Source organism: Cellulosilyticum lentocellum DSM 5427, assembly GCF_000178835.2.
Taxonomy (GTDB): Bacteria; Bacillota; Clostridia; order Lachnospirales; family Cellulosilyticaceae; genus Cellulosilyticum; species Cellulosilyticum lentocellum.
In genome coordinates this window covers 3,117,559-3,134,900 of record NC_015275.1, presented here as the reverse complement: position 1 = coordinate 3,134,900, position 17,342 = coordinate 3,117,559, and the positions used below count along the sequence as shown (strand labels likewise).

Below are 17,342 nucleotides of genomic sequence, written 5' to 3'. Positions count from 1 at the left end.
TTAGATAAGATTGAGCTATAGCTTGACCTTTATTTTTTGAGTAAAGACTTGTTAAAAATAGATTAAGTAGTGACATAAATACATACTATTTCATGTTTTGGAAATAATGAGGGGTAGAAAGGATGATTATTATGGATAATACAGATACTATAAAGCTACTTCAAGAATGTGATGCTGGTACTAAGATGGCAGTCTCTTCCATTGATGAGGTGTTAGAAAAAGTTTGCAATATCGATATGAAACAATTGCTACAGGAAAGTAAAAGTCACCATGAAAAACTAGGAAATGAAATACATTCTTTATTGAATAGCTATAAGAGTGAGGAAAAAGAGCCAAATCCTATTGCAAAAAGTATGTCATGGATGAAAACTAATATGAAAATGACTATGGATTACAGTGATGAAACGGTAGCAGATATTATTACAGATGGTTGTAATATGGGGATTAAATCGCTAAATAAATATCTTAACCAGTACAAAATGGCTAATAATTCATCCAAGGAGATTTGTATAAGACTAGCTTCTATTGAAGAACAATTAGGCAAAGAACTTCGTAAATACTTATAAAATAAGATGATTAAAGGGCCTGCAGTAAATTACAATTAGAAAAGGAGTATACCGATGAAAAGAAAAATGGGTGTTTTATTTACTATTATTATGTTAGTTATAGCTATTCAAGGTAGTGCATGGGCGAAAAGAGGTAACAATATTGTAGAAATAGCTTCTTCAGATAAACAATTTAGCACGCTAGTTACGGCATTACAAACAGCAGGATTAATAGAAACGCTTGAAGGATCAGGTCCATTTACTGTATTTGCACCAACTAATGATGCTTTTAATAAGTTACCTGCAGGAACTGTAGAAAATTTATTAAAGCCCGAAAATAAGCAAATGCTAGTAGATATTTTAACTTATCATGTAAAATCAGGTAAGTTAGATAGCAGGGAGATAGAAAAATTAAATGGACAAGATATTCAAATGCTAAATGGTAAACCAGCTAAGATAGAAGTAAAAGATGGTAAAATCTATATAGATAATGCACAAATTATCCAAACAGACATTATAGCTAGTAACGGTATTATTCATGTAATAGATGCTGTCATACTACCCAAGGAATAATTGTCTTATAAATTTACTTAGATAGAAAAGTAAACAAAGATGTGCAAATAAAAAGATAGTTTGTTTAAAATGTAGATCATAAGGCTACACCCTTTTATGCGTAGAAATTTAAAGCAATGGCAGATAGATACATTAGTAAAATAGTGTTTAATTAAGAAAAAGTTGAATGCTTAGAAATAATGAGATAGAATCAATAGAAAAATAATGTATGGGGGAATTTTTATGAAAAAGATATTAGTTCTAGCATTGGCTTGTATGTGCCTAGTTGGTTGCTCTAATAATGCAGATAAAGAAAAAGTTAAGTAACTAGAAGCAGAATTAGAGGTTTATAAAGTAGGTAATAATATAAGTAGCAACGAGAGGGCAGATATAAAAACCTTATATAGAACAGCTACTACAAATATTGCAATATTACAAACTGCTCTAGAGGAAGCCAATCCCCAATGGCTTCCTCGCTTTATTTTTATTGATAGTCAAAGGGGTGAATAAAATAGGAATTATCGAGAGAATTAATAAATTAGAAGTAAATGTCAATTTAACCATTTATGCAATAAAAAGTAGTTTTAGATAGGATTGGGTGAAATCTTGGTCCTATTTTTATTTCATAGAATGACAAAATATAATATAACTAAAGTGATATACTATATAAGCAGTTTAGACAATAAGAATAGATATTTTACAGAATGATAAATTTGAATTTGACAAGGGGTGAAACAGAATGAGTAAATACAATTCTTTATGGGAATATGTTCAAAAAAATGGAAATAAATCATTTAAATTAACTTTTGATGAAATTAAGGGTATTGCTGGAATACCAATAGACCATTCCTTCTTAAATTATAAGAAAGAATTAACGGAATACGGTTATCAAGTAGGAAAAATATCTATGAAAGAGCAGACTGTCGTTTTTAATAAAATTGACTAATAAATTTAAACTTACTATAATAAATAGTTATTCAAAGGAGAGCAGAAAGCAAGATTTACAAGATGATGGAGATTTGAAGATGAATTAGATGAAATAAGTGGTCAAGTTATATAGGGGATTGAATAATCCCCTGAAAAAGACTAGCGAAATTTTTCTATTAGCAAGATAAGCCAAGCGAACATAATTATCACCACCTTTGGTGTTAGTATGTGCTTTAATTAAAAATTAAGCCAAAAAAAATGTAAATTAAAGGTATTTAGATGATTGATTAAATATGGATTGTAAAAGTACTAGAGTTTATTGCATAGGGAGAGCTATGTTATAGGGGGTTTATAGACAGAGCGTGAAAGAAATAGGATACAATATAGTAATGAAGCTTTCATATATAAAATAAAAAAATAGATTTAGATAGGAATACGTGGTAATGCCTAGCCTTATTTTATATAATGAGAAAATAGATGTTTTATTGATTGAAAAACTCAAATTTTGTGGAGGGATTATGAGAATAGGGGAAGTTGGATTATTAACAAATGATGTTATAAGATTAGCGAATTTTTATAAATTATTGCTTGGGATAGATAATGGTAGTGATAATGATGTGCATCAAACAATTTTAGCAGAAGAAACTATGTTGACAGTGTATAATGACGGTTCTGTAAAAAACAATGCAAATCAGAATATGTGTATTGCATTTACTGTAAAGGATATTGATGTAGAATATGAAAGAATTGTAAATATGGGAATTGAAATTATTGAAAAACCCATCATTCGTCCATGGGGAGCAAAAAATATGAGTTTTTATGATCCAGATAGAAATGTAGTCTATTTGAGAAGTTTTCGGGGAGAACAAATAGTTACTATAGATAGCTAATTTATCTTGTTTAGTCTCTATAATTTAAAAGAATAGTTTTAGATAAGACCAAATATAATTTTGGTCTTATTTTTGTATCATAAGTGAAATGGATATTAGGGTTAGTTAGTGTATCAAACTGTTGGAGAGAAAAGAGTAAGGTGAATATATGCACTGATGATATATTAATAGAATCACTAAAAGCAAGAGAGTATCTCAAATAAAGAAAATGGAGATTTATAGAGATATATACTACTTCATCAGCCCTAAATGCAAGTGAATTAGGCTTTTTTGGTCGTTGGCCATTTGAAATACATTGAAATAAAAGAGAAGTGGTTTTTTGTGGGGGAGTATATATGATATTAGCTAGATAATAAATAAGTTACTAGATAAGTTGTGAACAATATAAGAATTATAAAGATGAAGTACATAAATAAGAACTCGTGTTTTCTCCAAAAATACATAACATACTTCCTTTCTAGTTTATTTGATAATTAATATTATATAACAAAAACTATTAAATTCAATATTAAAAATTATCAAATAAAATATAAAAAGTAAGAAATTTTTGTCGGATTTATAAAGGGTTTTGATATGAAAGAGATACTTATATAAAATAATAGATTTAAATTACTATAAAAAAAAGCACTAGTTAAGGAACTAGTGCCTACATCAGAGATTTGATGAAAAAAACATGTATGTTCTGTGATACAATAAATATAACATAAAGGAAAATGAAAATCAATATCAAAAACTAATTTTAATAAAATATTTTTTAATAAAATAACGACTTGCATAGGCTATATGCTATATAGAGTATTAGTTTCAAGTGTGAGCGAACAGTTTACGAACAAATGTATTTTATTTTATTTCTAAGACATAATAGTAGTGTTGAATTTTAATTGAAGGAGCAAAATAAAAAGTTTCTAAATGTGTGACATAATAATAAGTAAAAGGAAGTAATGAGAGAGAAAACTCTAAGTATTCTTTTTATTATGCTACTCAGGTATAGGAAAGGTGATGATCGTTATGAGTATGAATCCGTTTTTAGAAAGACCAATGAAGCTAGAAGATTCATTTAAAGATTGGAAAAGTATTTATCCTAAGCCATATAATAAAAATGAAGTGGATCCCTATACTAAAACACGTATTATCTTAATGAATGGTACAGAATATGAAGCAGTATGGTTTTCGCATCAATTTTCACGTCATTGTCCAGATAATGATTTACGTAGAGCAGTAGCTATTACCAGGAGAATCGAACAACAACAACAAAAGGTTATTTCAGTTTTAAAACCAGTAGATGAAACAATACTTGAAACGACTATTAGTTATGAACAATTAGCAGTAGACCTAACCTCTGAACTAGCTAAAAGAGAGCCAAATAAAGAGGTAAAGATGGCACTTGACTTTGCATTATTAGAGGATTTTGACCATTTATATAGATATTCTGATTTACTTGAAATGGAGCAGGGTATACATGCAGAGCGTTTAGTTGGACATTATACAGAGATTATGCCAGGAAGGCCAACTATTTCTGAACACCGTTTTCCAGCTGATAATATAAAGAAGTATGTAGATTTTACAACTGCAGACCCTATTACTAAGCTTAATGTTGCCATTATTACTGCTGCAGAGCAACAAACAATGAATTATTATATGAATATAGCAGGTTTTTATCAATCTGATTTAGGAAGAAGTTTATACCAAGAGATTGGGCTTATTGAGGAACAGCATGTTACTCAATATGGTAGCTTATTAGACACACGGTTAACATGGCTTGAGAATTTATTGCTTCATGAATATACAGAGTGCTATTTATACTACTCTTGCTATGAAGATGAAACAGATGCTCATATTAAACAAATTTGGGAACAACATTTCCACGAAGAAATTGCACATCTTCATCAGGCAGCAGATCTTTTAAAACAATATGAAAAGAAAGAATGGCAACAAGTTATTTCGAACGGATGCTTCCCAAGATTATTAACATTAGGGCCAAATAAGGAATATGTAAGAGATATTATCAAAGCAACTGTTCAATTAACTTCGATAAAGGAAGATTATGTAGATATTGGAAAAGTGCCTCAAGGTGCAGATTTCTTTCTATTTCAAGAAAGTCTTAATCATGATGTCCATGTAGTACCAAGCCATAAGGTTATTGTAGAAAAGATTAATAAAGATGCACAAGATTATAGATATGAAATAGATGAACATCCTATTAGTTCATTAAGAGATAAAACTAGTGACAATACATGGATAGGAAGAGAACCTATTGAGTAAGTATAGGAATAATGTTATAAAAAGCATAGATTTTTATTTTTAAGCAATTACCTATGTCTTCTACTCCTTACTTTTATAAGTTTTTTAAAGTTTTTATATAATAGTCATAAAATAATGTAAAAAATATTATTTATAAATAAAATATATTGAAAGTATACTCTTATTATAATATAATAAGCTAATATATTAAACGAAGGCGTTTAAACAAAGTAAAATTGTTTAAACGCCTATTTTTATTGGGGTGATTTGAAAATGAATAGTAAAATGAGCAGTATAACATCTGTTTTAATGATTATCGTGATAGGGGTAGGAAGTAGCTTTTTTCCTATTCAGAAAAATATAATCGTTTGGCTGATAGGGATGGTTTCAGTAATAGGACTGGAAATGTACAGAGGGCATAAAATAGTCAAAGAAAAAGCAAGATTAGTAAATGAGCTAATGGAAAAGCAGAAAGACTACAAAAAACTCGGTTATGAAATGAGTGTAGCTTCTAGTCAAGTAGCGGCTGTATCAGAAGATCTATATGTTACATTAGAAGAAAATACAGTTTTTACCGAACAACTTTATGCAGAAGCACAAGAAATGGCAGTATTAAATAGTCAAGTAAATGCAACTCTAGAGGATACAGTAGAAGCTGTTAACGAAGTACACGAAGTGCAAGAGCATGTAGGTACAACAACGAGTAGGCTAACAGAAATTAGCCAGCATTCTCAAAAAACGATTAATAAGAGCTTAGCAGAAGTAATGGATATTTTAAATAATATTAAGGAAATAGAAATGACTTCACAAACAACAATAGCGTATATGTCAGAGCTGAATGGAACTTCTAATCAAATTGTAGATATTTTAAATACCGTACGGGATATTTCATCTCAGACGCACTTGCTTGCGCTTAATGCATCTATTGAGTCAGCTAGGGCGGGTGAAGCTGGTAGAGGTTTTGCAGTTGTAGCTGATGAAATTAGAAAACTTGCGACTAATACAGCTAATGCTGTAACAGAAGTAAATACTCTTATTGATAATATTCAAGGGGCCTTAAAGAATGTGAATACTCATTTAGAGTCTAGTAATAAGCAAATAGAAGAAGGGGTTAAGAAGTCTATGCGAGTAGAAAAAGGCTTAGAAAAAATCCAAACTTCTTTTGAAGAGGTTACTGACTTGGTAGGAGATATGTCTCAGCTTTCAGATAAAGAAGTCACACTAGCCAGTAGTGTACAACTTTGTATGGGAACTATGGAAAATAACGCACTTCAAACAGCAGATAGCGTACAAAGCGTGTATAGCTCTATTGAAAAACAGAAAGATAGTTTAGGCAATTTAGTACGTATGGGTGAATTACTTAATAATTCTTCAAAGGACTTAACAGAGCTTATAGAAGAATATAAGCTTGATGATTTATCAGAATTTAATACGGATACTTTAGTGGGATATATGAGTCACTTTGAAGAGATGGTTAAAAATTTCACTAAGGATAAAACTTTTATTGAGTTAGACCAAGGGACTCATCGTCTGGCATTAGAAAAAATGCTTAAAGAAAATGATTTTATAGAAGCAGCGTGGACTAATGGACATAAAGGTCGTTTTGTAGTATCTATTCCACCAGCAGGTATTGCTAATGGTAATGTAAGAGAGTGGTTTAAAGAAGCTATAGCTGGGCATGTATATAGTTCTAAGCCTTATATATCTTCTATCACGAAGACACCTTGTGTGACCTTTTCAGCACCTATCAAACAGAAGGATGGTACTATTAGAGGGGTTATAGGAGTAGATATTAAATTGAAAGCTGAAACAGTGCAATAATCGTTAATGGAGGTTTCTATAAATAGCATTACAAATAGGCGTAAGCTTACTAGCTTACGCCTATTTGTATAAGGCTTGTGATTAAGAATCTCCTTTCTATCTAACTACGATGTCCATGGCATCGTCCTACAGAATACTTAAGGCATAACAGCAGGGTATAAAAGGCTAATTCAGTTAACCACTTGCCAAAGTAGGACTCATAAAAGTAATCTATATAAATAATGTTAATTAAAGCATATTACGGATTAAATCTTCTAAAGTGTCACGTTTTCTAATTTGTCTTACTTTCCCGTCTAATCCTATTAAAATCTCAGCTGGTCTAAAGCGTTGATTATAGCAAGAAGCCATGCTATAGCCATAAGCACCAGCATCCATCAGAGCAATTAAATCACCTCTAACAGTAGTGAGTGGAAGCATACGATCTTTAGCTAAAATATCACCACTTTCACAAATGTTACCTACAACAGTAAGAGGACCAAGTGGTGCTTCTTTTAGTTCTCTTGAATAAATTTCAATATCATGGTGAGAATCATACATAATAGGTCGCTGAAGAACATTAAAGCCGATGTCACAACCAACATAGTCATGGTCCGCATTCGTTTTAGTGGCAGTTACCGTTCCTACTAAAGCACAGCTTTCACAAGGAATATAACGGCCTGGTTCAATCTGAAACTGTACATTTTTGCCATATTCTTTAGCAAAAGATGAAAGTACAGGATCTAGGGCCTCACCTAAAGCTTTAATATTAAGTCTAGCTTCACCATCTTGTTTATGATAAGGGATACCAAAGCCACCACCAAGGTCGATGAATTCTAAGTCATCAAATTGCTTAGCGATGCTTAAGATAGAACCTAAGCTTTCGATATAAGGTGCGCCATCCATGAATAAAGAACCAATGTGTTGATTAATACCTGCTAAAGTCAAATTATAGGTTTCTAAAAGGCGTTTTACTTCAGGAATATATTCAGGGTTAACACCGAATTTTGTTTTCTTGCCACCAGTAACAACCTTTTCATGGTGACCAGCACCTACACCAGGATTGAAACGGATGGCAACTTTGCCACCTGGATTAAGCTGTCCATAAAGCTCTAATTGATCAAGAGAGTCAACACTTGTCATGATATTACGGTCAATAGCATATAGCATATCTTCAGCCACTACATTATTAGGAATGAAGAAAAGCTCTTCAGGAGAGAAACCACTTTCAAGGGCTAAATAAATCTCTCCAGGGCTCATAACATCAGCATGTAAGCCTTCTTCATGAACGATTTTTAAAAGATGAATATTGGTATTGGCTTTAATAGAATAATGTGGCACAAAGTTTTCGTAACTTACTAAGTGCTTCATTTCTCTGCAACGTGTTCTTAAAATATTTTCATTGTAAATATAAAGGGGACTACCATATTGCTCAATTAAATCAAAAACGTCGTTTCCCCCATAAAAGTTTGTTTCTGTGGTATAACTACCATGCAAGCTGTGCATAATATCCTCCTTAAATAAATAAATTTAGCGTTTATTAAGCTGAATCATATCTAATTCTGTTATAAAAGATTCTCTCATAAGTCTCACTAAAGAAAGGTCTTTAGAAAAAAGGCACTGAGGTGAACTAGCATTTAAATCTCCCGTTAGAACAGCTTCAGTATCAATGATCATATGAAAACCTTCTGGACTTTTTAATCGGTGATAAAGTGTAATCGAGCTAGGCAATTTAATAGCTTTATCACAGAGAATCGTGACCTTTTTTTCTGTGCTTATAGTTTTAAGCTCATCTTGTAGAAGTGCCACTACATCAGAGGCACATAAAAGGTAAAGATGAGAATGACAAAGTAAAATAGCATTTTTGAGTTTAGTAAGCACATTGTCATAGCCTTTAATGGTGATGTAAGGCTCGTTAGCTTCTAGTGGAACCGGATAATATTCTTTGATTTCTTCTAAGGTTGTATGAAACTCTCTTTCGGTAGAAAGTAATAGTTCCTCTTTAGAAATAGCCACATATTTAGTTGTCTCACCCTCAGAAGCATAACATTTCCCTTTATCTTGTAAACTATAAAGTGCAGCATAAACGTTGGAACGAGAAATGCCAGTAAGTTTTGCTACTTCATAACCAGTTAATGAGCCATGCTTGCAGAGCACAATAAAAACGTTAGCTTCAATAGGTGAAAAGCCTAATTTGTGTAAGGTATTATTAAAAAGCATTGTATCATCCTTTATAGTGGTTTTGTTTAGTACCACTATAAATGGTAACCAAAGAAAAGTCAATCTATTCTAGTGAATTAAATTAAAATGTGTATAAAGCAACATTTTCTACCATTATATGCGTTCTTTTTTAAAGAAGGGATAAAAGTCTCTTGGAACCTATCAATTGTACAAACTAAAAATATACCCTATAATAAAGTAAAGGATACAAATCAGCTACATATATTTATTTTATAATGCTGGGATGGAGAGGAGTTACAATGGACTTATTTGAATATATTAATGAAAAAAAAGGCAATGAAGATTCACCTTTAGCATCTCGTATGAGACCTACTAAGCTAAGTGAAATTGTAGGGCAGCATCATTTATTAGAAGAGGACAAACTCCTTTATCGTGCCATTAAAGCTGATAAATTGCAATCACTTATTTTTTATGGCCCACCTGGAACAGGTAAAACAACCATTGCTAAAGTTATTGCCAATACGACTAAGGCACATTTTATTGTGCTTAATGCGACGACAAGTGGAAAAGCAGAGATTATAAAAGCAGTGGAAGATGCCAAGTTACAACGTTCCATGACAGGTAAGAAAACGATTATTTTTATTGATGAGATCCATCGTTTTAATAAGGCACAGCAAGATGCGCTTTTACCTTACACAGAAGACGGTACTTTAGTATTAATTGGTGCTACTACAGAAAATCCTTATTTCGAGGTGAATAGAGCACTCATTTCTCGTTCTTTAGTATTTGAACTTAAACCCTTAGAAACAGACGATGTAAAAAAGATTATTAAAGAAGCTGTTTATAATAAAGAAAGAGGTTTAGGTGCTTATAAAGCTGATGTGACAGAAGACGCGTTAGATTATTTAGCAATGCGCACGGCAGGAGATGCAAGGAACGCTTTAAATGCTATTGAGCTAGCAGTTATGACTACTTCAAGAAGTGAAGATGGGATAATCCATATTACTATATCAGTGCTGGAAGAATGTGTACAGAAAAAAGCCCTTCATTATGATAAAAAAGGGGATAATCATTATGATGTGATTTCAGCTTTCATTAAAAGCATGAGAGGAAGTGACCCTCAGGCTACAGCTCACTATTTAGCAAGAATGATTGCAGCAGGTGAGGATCCTAAGTTTATAGCAAGACGCATTGTGATTTGTGCCAGTGAAGATGTAGGCAATGCTGATCCACAGGCTCTTACCGTAGCTACACAGGCTATGTTAGCTATAGAAAGAATTGGTATGCCAGAAGGAAGAATTATTTTAAGTCAAGCAGCTTTATATGTAGCTGCAGCCCCCAAAAGTAATGCAAGCTATATGGCTATCAATGCTGCTTTAAGTGATGTCGAACATAGAGAAATTGGCACTGTACCTAGCCATTTAAGAGATAGTCATTACAGTGGTGCTAAAGAACTTAATCATGGTCAGGATTATTTATATGCTCATGATTATCCACATCACTATGTAGAGCAGCAGTATTTACCCGATGCCCTTTTAGGAATCTCTTATTATCATCCAACCCAAGAAGGTTATGAAAAGGAAATAAAGAAGCTAATGGCAGAAAGAAAGGGCTCTATCTAGAGCCCAAGAAGCTTTTTACATCTTTAATGGATAAACAACCTATAAAAAAGAGAATAAGTGTATAAGAACCACCTAATATGAGCACTGCTAAAATGGTACTAACAGATGAAGAAAAAAGTTTAATGAGATAGAGCTTGTTAATAGTAAGGGTAATAAGGCTACAAAGAATACCTGCTAAGCTAGGACGAATAATCCAGTTTCGTATATCTACAGGTAAATCAATATTTTTTAAAACATAAGATAAAAGCATGGAGCAAACAAAACCAGATTGAATAAGCATAGCAATGACAAAACCAATAATGCCGCGTCTGGGTACCATTAGTAAAATAAGCGCAATACAAATGAGAGAGCCCATCACATTGGTTTTAAAGGTTTGTTTCTGCATGCCTAAACCGTTCATAGCGCCTGTCAGGATATTTTGAAGATAAAGGAAAGGACAAATAATAGCTAGCCACTTTAAGAGCTGACCTACTTCTTTCATACCATAGCAGGTGATAGCAATTTCATAGGGCAAGGTTAAAAACAAAGCAGTAGCACCAATACCAATTAAAGCAGAAAACTGAATGGCCTTAGACATAGTTCGCTGAAGTAGTGCTTTATTTTTCATTGCAACTGCTTCTGAGATAGCAGGTACCAAAGCTGTGGCCAGTGAGGAAGTGACCATAGAAGGAAAGAAAAGTAGAGGCAAGGCCATGCCACTAAATTGACCATATAAGCCTAAGGCAGCACTTGAACTTAAGCCATATTGTCCTAGTGTAATAGGAATTAATATATTTTCAAAGGATTGAAGCCCTGAAGTTAAAAAGCGATTAGCAGTAACAGGAATTGAAAGTGCCATAAGCTTATTAAAGGCTTCTTTTTTAGGTAAAGTAGCAGGTGTAAGTGTGAGATGACGTTTTTTTATACGAAAAGCAATATAAGACATCATAAATGAGAAAACTTCGCCTGTACACATACCAATAACGCCTAAAGCACATATGTAGGTAATACCCATAGGCACCATAAGCCCAGCTAGGAGATAAATAATGAGCATACGTCCTACTTGTTCTACAATTTGGGCAAGGGCTGTAATGGACATTTCTTGATGTCCTTGAAAATAACCGCGAAGACAACAAGCTGTGGACATAAAGGGCACACAAGCAGCTAATATACGAAGAGAAAGCTCTGTAACTGGCTCTTGAATATAATAGCGTGCGATAAAAGGCGCAAAGCAAAAGAGTGAGGTAGATAAAACGAAGCTTAGAGGTAATGAAATAACCAGTGAGATCTTTAAAACGCGAATAGCATTACCTTCAGCGCCTTTAGAAACTTCGGCAGCTACCATTTTGGCAATAGCCATGGCAATACCAGCAGAAGAAGCTGCCCATAAAAGCATGTAAATAGGAAATAAAAGTTGATAAAGCCCCATCCCTTCGGCTCCCATAACTTGAGATTGATAAATACGAAAGCCGAAGCCAAGTAAACGGGTGATTAAACTAGCTAGGGTTAAAATTAAAGTACCAGTAACTAAAGATTTTTTGCTCATAAGCTCTCCTTTCTAAGTTCTCCCTCAGTGTGTGTACTTAAGGAGAGTGGCAGTAAAATGATAACTAGTACAATTTATGAGACAAGACCCTAAAATATGTAGAGAATCTGAAAAAACAGGCGAACAATTTAAGTTGAGGAAGTAGGCAGAATTAGATATAATAAGATGATTAGGGGACTTAACGTGGAGGTGAGTGATTACTTATGGAAATGCAGAATTGGAAGCGCGTCCTACTACCTTACAATCAAGCTGTAGATGAATTAAAAGTAAAATTTAAAAGTATTCGTAAAGAGTTTATAGCACTAGATGAATACTCTCCTATAGAGTTTGTAACAGGTCGTGTTAAAAAGATTTCAAGTATATTAGAGAAGGCACAAAAGAAAAATATTCCTCTTGAGGAAATAGAAGAAAAGATAGAAGATATTGCGGGCATTCGTATTATGTGTCAGTTCGTAGAGGATATTTATAAGGTTATTGATATTATCAAAGCAAGAGATCGTAAGGATTTAGTGGTAGTAGAAGAAAGAGATTATATTACCAATACTAAATCCAGTGGGTATAGAAGTTATCATATGATTATTAAATACCCTGTCCAGACGGGGCATGGAGAAAAATGGATTTTTGCAGAAATCCAAATTCGTACTTTAGCTATGAATTTCTGGGCAACTATTGAACATTCCTTACGTTATAAATATAAACAAAATATGCCAAAGAATATTCAAGAAAGACTTAATAAAGCAGCAGAAGCCGCTTTTTTACTAGATCAAGAAATGGCAGAGATACGTGAAGAGGTACTTAAATGTCAAGAATCCTTCCAAGAAGAATCTAACTTGATTGGAGATATTTTTAGTACCATTCAGGCAATGGGTGCCAAGAAAAATAAAAAAGATATGAATGAAATTTATGAGATATTTTGGACCTTATGGGAAGAGGGAGATATGTGTAAACTCAAGGAGTTTAATGAAAGTCTAGCTCATACTAACTAAAAGGCCAAATGGGGAGGAGTAGTTAAATTGCCAATTAAGGTACCGAACACATTACCTGCAATAGAAATACTACAAAAAGAAGACATATTTGTGATGGATGAAACAAGAGCAATCTCTCAAGATATTAGGGAGCTTAAAATTGCTATTTTAAATCTTATGCCCACTAAGCAAGAGACAGAGGTACAGCTTTTAAGATTACTAAGTAATTCACCCTTACAAATAGATATTACTTTGGTAAGGCCAATTTCTCACGAAAGTAAGAATACACCTAGTGAGTATTTAGAGACCTTTTATAAAACCTTTGATGAAATTAAAAACTCTAATTATGATGGTATGATTATAACAGGTGCACCAGTAGAACAGATGGATTTTGAAGAAGTCAATTATTGGAGCGAACTTTCAGAGATGATGGAATGGAGTAAAAAGCATGTCACATCTACTTTCCATATTTGTTGGGGAGCTCAAGCAGGCCTGTATTATCATTATGGCATTCCTAAATATGCCCTAGATGAAAAGCTATTTGGTATATTTGAACATACTCAAGTAGAGGATGAAAAATTACTCCAGGGGTTAGATGATTACGTATATATTCCCCATTCAAGACATAGTGAAGTAAAGCTAGAGGACATTACTAAATGCGAGGAACTTAAGTTATTACTTTATTCCGAAGAAGCAGGGGTAGGCGTTGTTACTTCTAAAGATGGTAAACATATTTTTATTACTGGTCATGCAGAGTATGACCCACTTACTTTAGAACAGGAATATAAGAGAGATTTAAGTAAAAATCTCCCTATTGAAATGCCAAAACATTATTATAAGGAAGATCAAATGGAAAAAGGTGTAGTGGTGCGTTGGCGCTCACATGCTTATACCTTATTCTCTAATTGGCTAAATTACTATGTATATCAAGTAACACCATTTAATTTGGATGAAATGTAATTGAATGGTTGAAGCTCAAGGCATTAAGCCAATTAAGATGTTATGAAAAATGCATTTAAAATAAAGAAAAAATGGTGTATAAACAGAAGCTATTTACCTCAGTAAATTAAGATCTAAGATGAAATGTCTTAGGTCTATTTTTTTTGCCATTTTTCTTCCTTAATACCCTATTCACCAATTTGTTATAAAGGCCTCATAACTTCAGATTTGCCGCATAAAGGCCTTAAAAAGACCTCATTCCACGTACCAAATTTACTAATTTAAAAGCAGAAATGAGTAGGTATCACAAAGTGAAACTAAGACACAAAGGAAAGTAAAGTTGTTAAATGAGGTAGTAAAAGCTAATACGAGGTAAATTTAAGTCATTAACACTTCCAATTAGAGCTTCTTAACTAAGAAGGGAAATAGCTTTTGTTGAACATATAAAATAATCAGAATATAATAAAGTTAAAAAGCGGTTATATGTATAAAAGCATTAGTGCATTAAAAGCAAAGAATATAGAAACAAGAGTAATATAATATTACACAACCTATACTTGTACAGCTAAAACTTTATATAACAGAAATATTTCACTTGAGAAACGCAAATTTTACTTATCATATGCTTGGCAGAAACTATGGAATAGAAAAGTAAAAGAACAATCTTATTGTGAGAAGTGTTGGAGCAAGTGAAAGATACTTACGATTGAACACCTTCAAGGACATCATTTTAAGTCGTTTAAGGATTATCCAGAGCTGAGGCTTGATGAAGATAATGTGCCCGTGTTTTTCAGGGGTGCAACTTGCAGGTTGAAGATAGTAGTGTAAAGGAGTGGTAGTGGTTTATTGCGAACGGACTAATTGTAGTAGGCCTAATCTTAAGGTTAATATAATTAATAACAATGAATAATAACTTTTAAACCTCTTATAATTTGCAGGAGGGAGATAAGAGCTAAAAAGATGGGTAATGGTTTCTTAAAGAAAAGAGGAATATATATGGATGAAGTAGGGCGTGTAATAGGGTATGACAACTCACTTGTTTGGGATTTGTTATTACAAGGAATTAGTACAGTTATTCTATTAGTGTTAGTTGTTTTTATTATTAGGTTGTGCCTATTAGGAATTAAGGCCTTGAAGATATATATTAAAAAGAATAGCTAGTACATCATTTATTACTTGCAGGTGAGAGATAGTATCAGGATGGATTGGTAATATAGGCGTTTAACTTAATTGTTAAGATAGCACTTGGTAGAATAACTAGATAATTTATTTGATAAAGATTATTTATATAATGGGTGAATTTGCATGATTAAAATTTCAAGAAAGAATACATATTCTGATAGCCTAAGAAAATAAAAAATATTTATCGATGATGCTTACTACGGTGATATTAATGCAAATGAAACAAGAGAATATAATACCCTTATTAATTAGACTAAAATAAAAACTTATGCTAAAGACCGCGAGCCCTCAACAAGAGACATAAAATGCCTAAAATGAAAATTTTTATATGTAATAGAATTAGTTAAATTAGAATTTTGGAGGTCTTAGATATGAACCTGGCATTTAAAAAAATAAGTGAATTTGATAGAGGAATACTGTACAAATTGTTATTAGACGGCTATTCATTTGATGATAGGTATAGAAAATGCTTTGAACAAGATTGGATAGAATTTGATAATTTTTTCTTCGATAATTTAAATATTGCTGATAAATACGGTTTTATAACGGTATTAGAGGATACACCAATTGGACATATTTCATGGGACCCAAGGAACATGCCAGAGTATGTGGAAATTGGTCATAACTGCATTGCATCTAAATATAAAGGTAGAGGATATGGGAAGAGACAACTTAGTGAGGCTATTGATAGAATTATGAAATATGAAAATCTCCAAAAAATAATTGTGGGAACAAATAGTAATTTAATCGCACCTCACAATTATGAAAGTGTAGGATTTCAGCTCGTTCAAAGAAGAGATAATAATGGTGATTCTTCATTTTCAGGAGATTATCTTGAATATGAAATAACTTTGTAGTGAGATGCAAATTCCAGTTTATTATACTATTAATGAGTACAGAAAAGAATGGAAAGAAGATGATATCATAGCTTGTCCACCAAAGAGCATACCAACAAGAACAGGATATATGAGTAAAAATGAAATAGATACAAGAATTGAATATGAAGCAAAACTAAGGGGTAAGGCTGGATAGAATCAGGCCTCCTTCTTTTTTATCTAAAGAGGCAAAGAGGTTATTTAAAGGAATGGTATACTATTTTATACCGTCAGGTAGTTTAAAGGAGAAATGCTATGAATAAAAAATATAAAGTTATTTTGTTTATAAATAATATATTAATATAGTGGTGCAAATCATATGACGCTTAGAGAAAGACAATGTAATTATAAAATATTTGGTGCATGTGATAGAAACAGCATGGATAGTGCTCGATTACTATTAATGGAAGAATTACCTGAAAATAATACTACAAGAAATTTTAGAATCATTTTTCTAAAAGGATATTTAGAGGTTATTTAATGTGAGAGGATTAGAGTGATAATATCTTTACGGATAACTTTCGGAGTAGTCTTGTTCTTTGTTTAAAATTCTATTCATGAGATAATTATTGTACTAAATAAAGATTTTATATTGAAAAAAGTGTATACTTAAATAAAAAGAGCTATGTTTCGGAGGTAAGTTAATGATGTTTTCGCCATTTGATAATGCAATGTTTACTATTGTTCCTATATTTATATTTTTAGTCTTCGTATTAGTATTTGGAACTATTATCTTTGCTTTAATAAGTTCCGCTAAACAATGGAAAAAGAATAACGATTCCCCCGTGCTTTCTGTGGATGCAGTGGTTGTAGCAAAGCGTACTAATCTTAGCCATCATCATCATGACAATATGCATAATTCATCGTCGACCACATATTATATTACTTTTGAGGTTGATAGTGGTGACCGTATGGAATTAAAGGTACAGGGAACAGAATATGGTATGCTTATTGAACAAGACAAAGGAAAACTTACTTTTCAAGGAACACGTTATCTAGGATTTAAACGAATTCAATAATGATATGGAATCATAAGATTGAGCAACCTTAGAATTGGTCTTATTTTTATGTAAGATTATAATTAGTATTATTAGAGATAGT

16 protein-coding genes and 1 pseudogene are annotated in these 17,342 nt (G+C 32.4%); 14 read left to right on the top strand and 3 right to left on the bottom strand.

The genetic code is table 11. The features are described from left to right. Nucleotides 1–131 precede the first annotated feature (131 nt). The 6 genes from CLOLE_RS14435 to CLOLE_RS14410 all read left to right on the top strand — a co-directional run bounded on the left by CLOLE_RS14435 (nucleotide 132) and on the right by CLOLE_RS14410 (nucleotide 6,976). On the top strand, nucleotides 132–566 hold the full coding sequence (locus CLOLE_RS14435; RefSeq protein ID WP_041713818.1) for a hypothetical protein: 435 nt from the start codon (nucleotides 132–134) through the stop codon (nucleotides 564–566). 54 nt (nucleotides 567–620) lie between these two features. Then, nucleotides 621–1,118: a fasciclin domain-containing protein gene (locus tag CLOLE_RS14430; RefSeq protein WP_013657869.1), complete on the top strand. Its 498-nt coding sequence runs from the start codon at nucleotides 621–623 to the stop codon at nucleotides 1,116–1,118. A 718-nt stretch (nucleotides 1,119–1,836) separates the two neighbouring features. Then, nucleotides 1,837–2,043: a hypothetical protein gene (locus CLOLE_RS14425; protein ID WP_013657868.1), complete on the top strand. Its 207-nt coding sequence runs from the start codon at nucleotides 1,837–1,839 to the stop codon at nucleotides 2,041–2,043. A 424-nt stretch (nucleotides 2,044–2,467) separates the two neighbouring features. Continuing rightward, complete coding sequence (locus tag CLOLE_RS14420; protein WP_013657867.1) at nucleotides 2,468–2,914, top strand: VOC family protein; 447 nt, start codon at nucleotides 2,468–2,470, stop codon at nucleotides 2,912–2,914. Between the two features lie 1,008 nt (nucleotides 2,915–3,922). Further along, nucleotides 3,923–5,176, top strand: a complete 1,254-nt coding sequence (locus CLOLE_RS14415) for a hypothetical protein (protein WP_330369269.1) — start codon at nucleotides 3,923–3,925, stop codon at nucleotides 5,174–5,176. Nucleotides 5,177–5,428: 252 nt separating this feature from the next. Next, nucleotides 5,429–6,976, top strand: a complete 1,548-nt coding sequence (locus CLOLE_RS14410; protein ID WP_013657865.1) for a methyl-accepting chemotaxis protein — start codon at nucleotides 5,429–5,431, stop codon at nucleotides 6,974–6,976. 228 nt (nucleotides 6,977–7,204) lie between these two features. Here CLOLE_RS14410 and lysA read toward each other — a convergent pair whose 3' ends face one another. Beyond that, complete coding sequence (gene lysA, locus CLOLE_RS14405; protein ID WP_013657864.1) at nucleotides 7,205–8,458, bottom strand: diaminopimelate decarboxylase; 1,254 nt, start codon at nucleotides 8,456–8,458, stop codon at nucleotides 7,205–7,207. 24 nt (nucleotides 8,459–8,482) lie between these two features. Continuing rightward, nucleotides 8,483–9,172 (bottom strand): TrmB family transcriptional regulator, encoded by a 690-nt coding sequence (locus CLOLE_RS14400; RefSeq protein WP_013657863.1) that lies wholly within the window; start codon nucleotides 9,170–9,172, stop codon nucleotides 8,483–8,485. A 260-nt stretch (nucleotides 9,173–9,432) separates the two neighbouring features. Between CLOLE_RS14400 and CLOLE_RS14395 the strand changes: the two genes are divergently transcribed. Beyond that, nucleotides 9,433–10,755: a replication-associated recombination protein A gene (locus CLOLE_RS14395; protein WP_013657862.1), complete on the top strand. Its 1,323-nt coding sequence runs from the start codon at nucleotides 9,433–9,435 to the stop codon at nucleotides 10,753–10,755. On the opposite strand, the gene CLOLE_RS14390 is transcribed toward CLOLE_RS14395, so the two are convergent. Next, on the bottom strand, nucleotides 10,748–12,280 hold the full coding sequence (locus tag CLOLE_RS14390) for a putative polysaccharide biosynthesis protein (RefSeq protein ID WP_013657861.1): 1,533 nt from the start codon (nucleotides 12,278–12,280) through the stop codon (nucleotides 10,748–10,750). The two genes, CLOLE_RS14395 and CLOLE_RS14390, sit on opposite strands and share 8 nt — an antisense overlap. A 203-nt stretch (nucleotides 12,281–12,483) precedes the next feature. Between CLOLE_RS14390 and CLOLE_RS14385 the strand changes: the two genes are divergently transcribed. The 7 genes and pseudogenes from CLOLE_RS14385 (at nucleotide 12,484) to CLOLE_RS14365 (ending at nucleotide 17,260) form a co-directional block, all read left to right on the top strand. Beyond that, nucleotides 12,484–13,266 (top strand): GTP pyrophosphokinase, encoded by a 783-nt coding sequence (locus CLOLE_RS14385; RefSeq protein ID WP_013657860.1) that lies wholly within the window; start codon nucleotides 12,484–12,486, stop codon nucleotides 13,264–13,266. A gap of 27 nt (nucleotides 13,267–13,293) precedes the next feature. Next, the gene (gene metA, locus CLOLE_RS14380) at nucleotides 13,294–14,205 is read left to right on the top strand and encodes a homoserine O-acetyltransferase MetA (RefSeq protein WP_013657859.1); all 912 of its coding nucleotides are present in this window, start codon (nucleotides 13,294–13,296) and stop codon (nucleotides 14,203–14,205) included. Between the two features lie 975 nt (nucleotides 14,206–15,180). Beyond that, complete coding sequence (locus CLOLE_RS14375; RefSeq protein ID WP_013657858.1) at nucleotides 15,181–15,345, top strand: hypothetical protein; 165 nt, start codon at nucleotides 15,181–15,183, stop codon at nucleotides 15,343–15,345. A 392-nt stretch (nucleotides 15,346–15,737) separates the two neighbouring features. Further along, nucleotides 15,738–16,223: a GNAT family N-acetyltransferase gene (locus CLOLE_RS14370; RefSeq protein ID WP_013657857.1), complete on the top strand. Its 486-nt coding sequence runs from the start codon at nucleotides 15,738–15,740 to the stop codon at nucleotides 16,221–16,223. 4 nt (nucleotides 16,224–16,227) lie between these two features. After that, the gene (locus CLOLE_RS23105) at nucleotides 16,228–16,398 is read left to right on the top strand and encodes a hypothetical protein (RefSeq protein WP_013657856.1); all 171 of its coding nucleotides are present in this window, start codon (nucleotides 16,228–16,230) and stop codon (nucleotides 16,396–16,398) included. Between the two features lie 159 nt (nucleotides 16,399–16,557). Then, nucleotides 16,558–16,722, top strand: a pseudogene (locus CLOLE_RS23100) (hypothetical protein); the annotation flags it as partial. Nucleotides 16,723–16,885: 163 nt separating this feature from the next. Continuing rightward, nucleotides 16,886–17,260 carry a DUF2500 domain-containing protein gene (locus CLOLE_RS14365; RefSeq protein WP_013657855.1) on the top strand — a complete coding sequence of 125 codons (375 nt, stop codon included), beginning with the start codon at nucleotides 16,886–16,888 and terminating at the stop codon, nucleotides 17,258–17,260. Nucleotides 17,261–17,342: the final 82 nt, after the last annotated feature.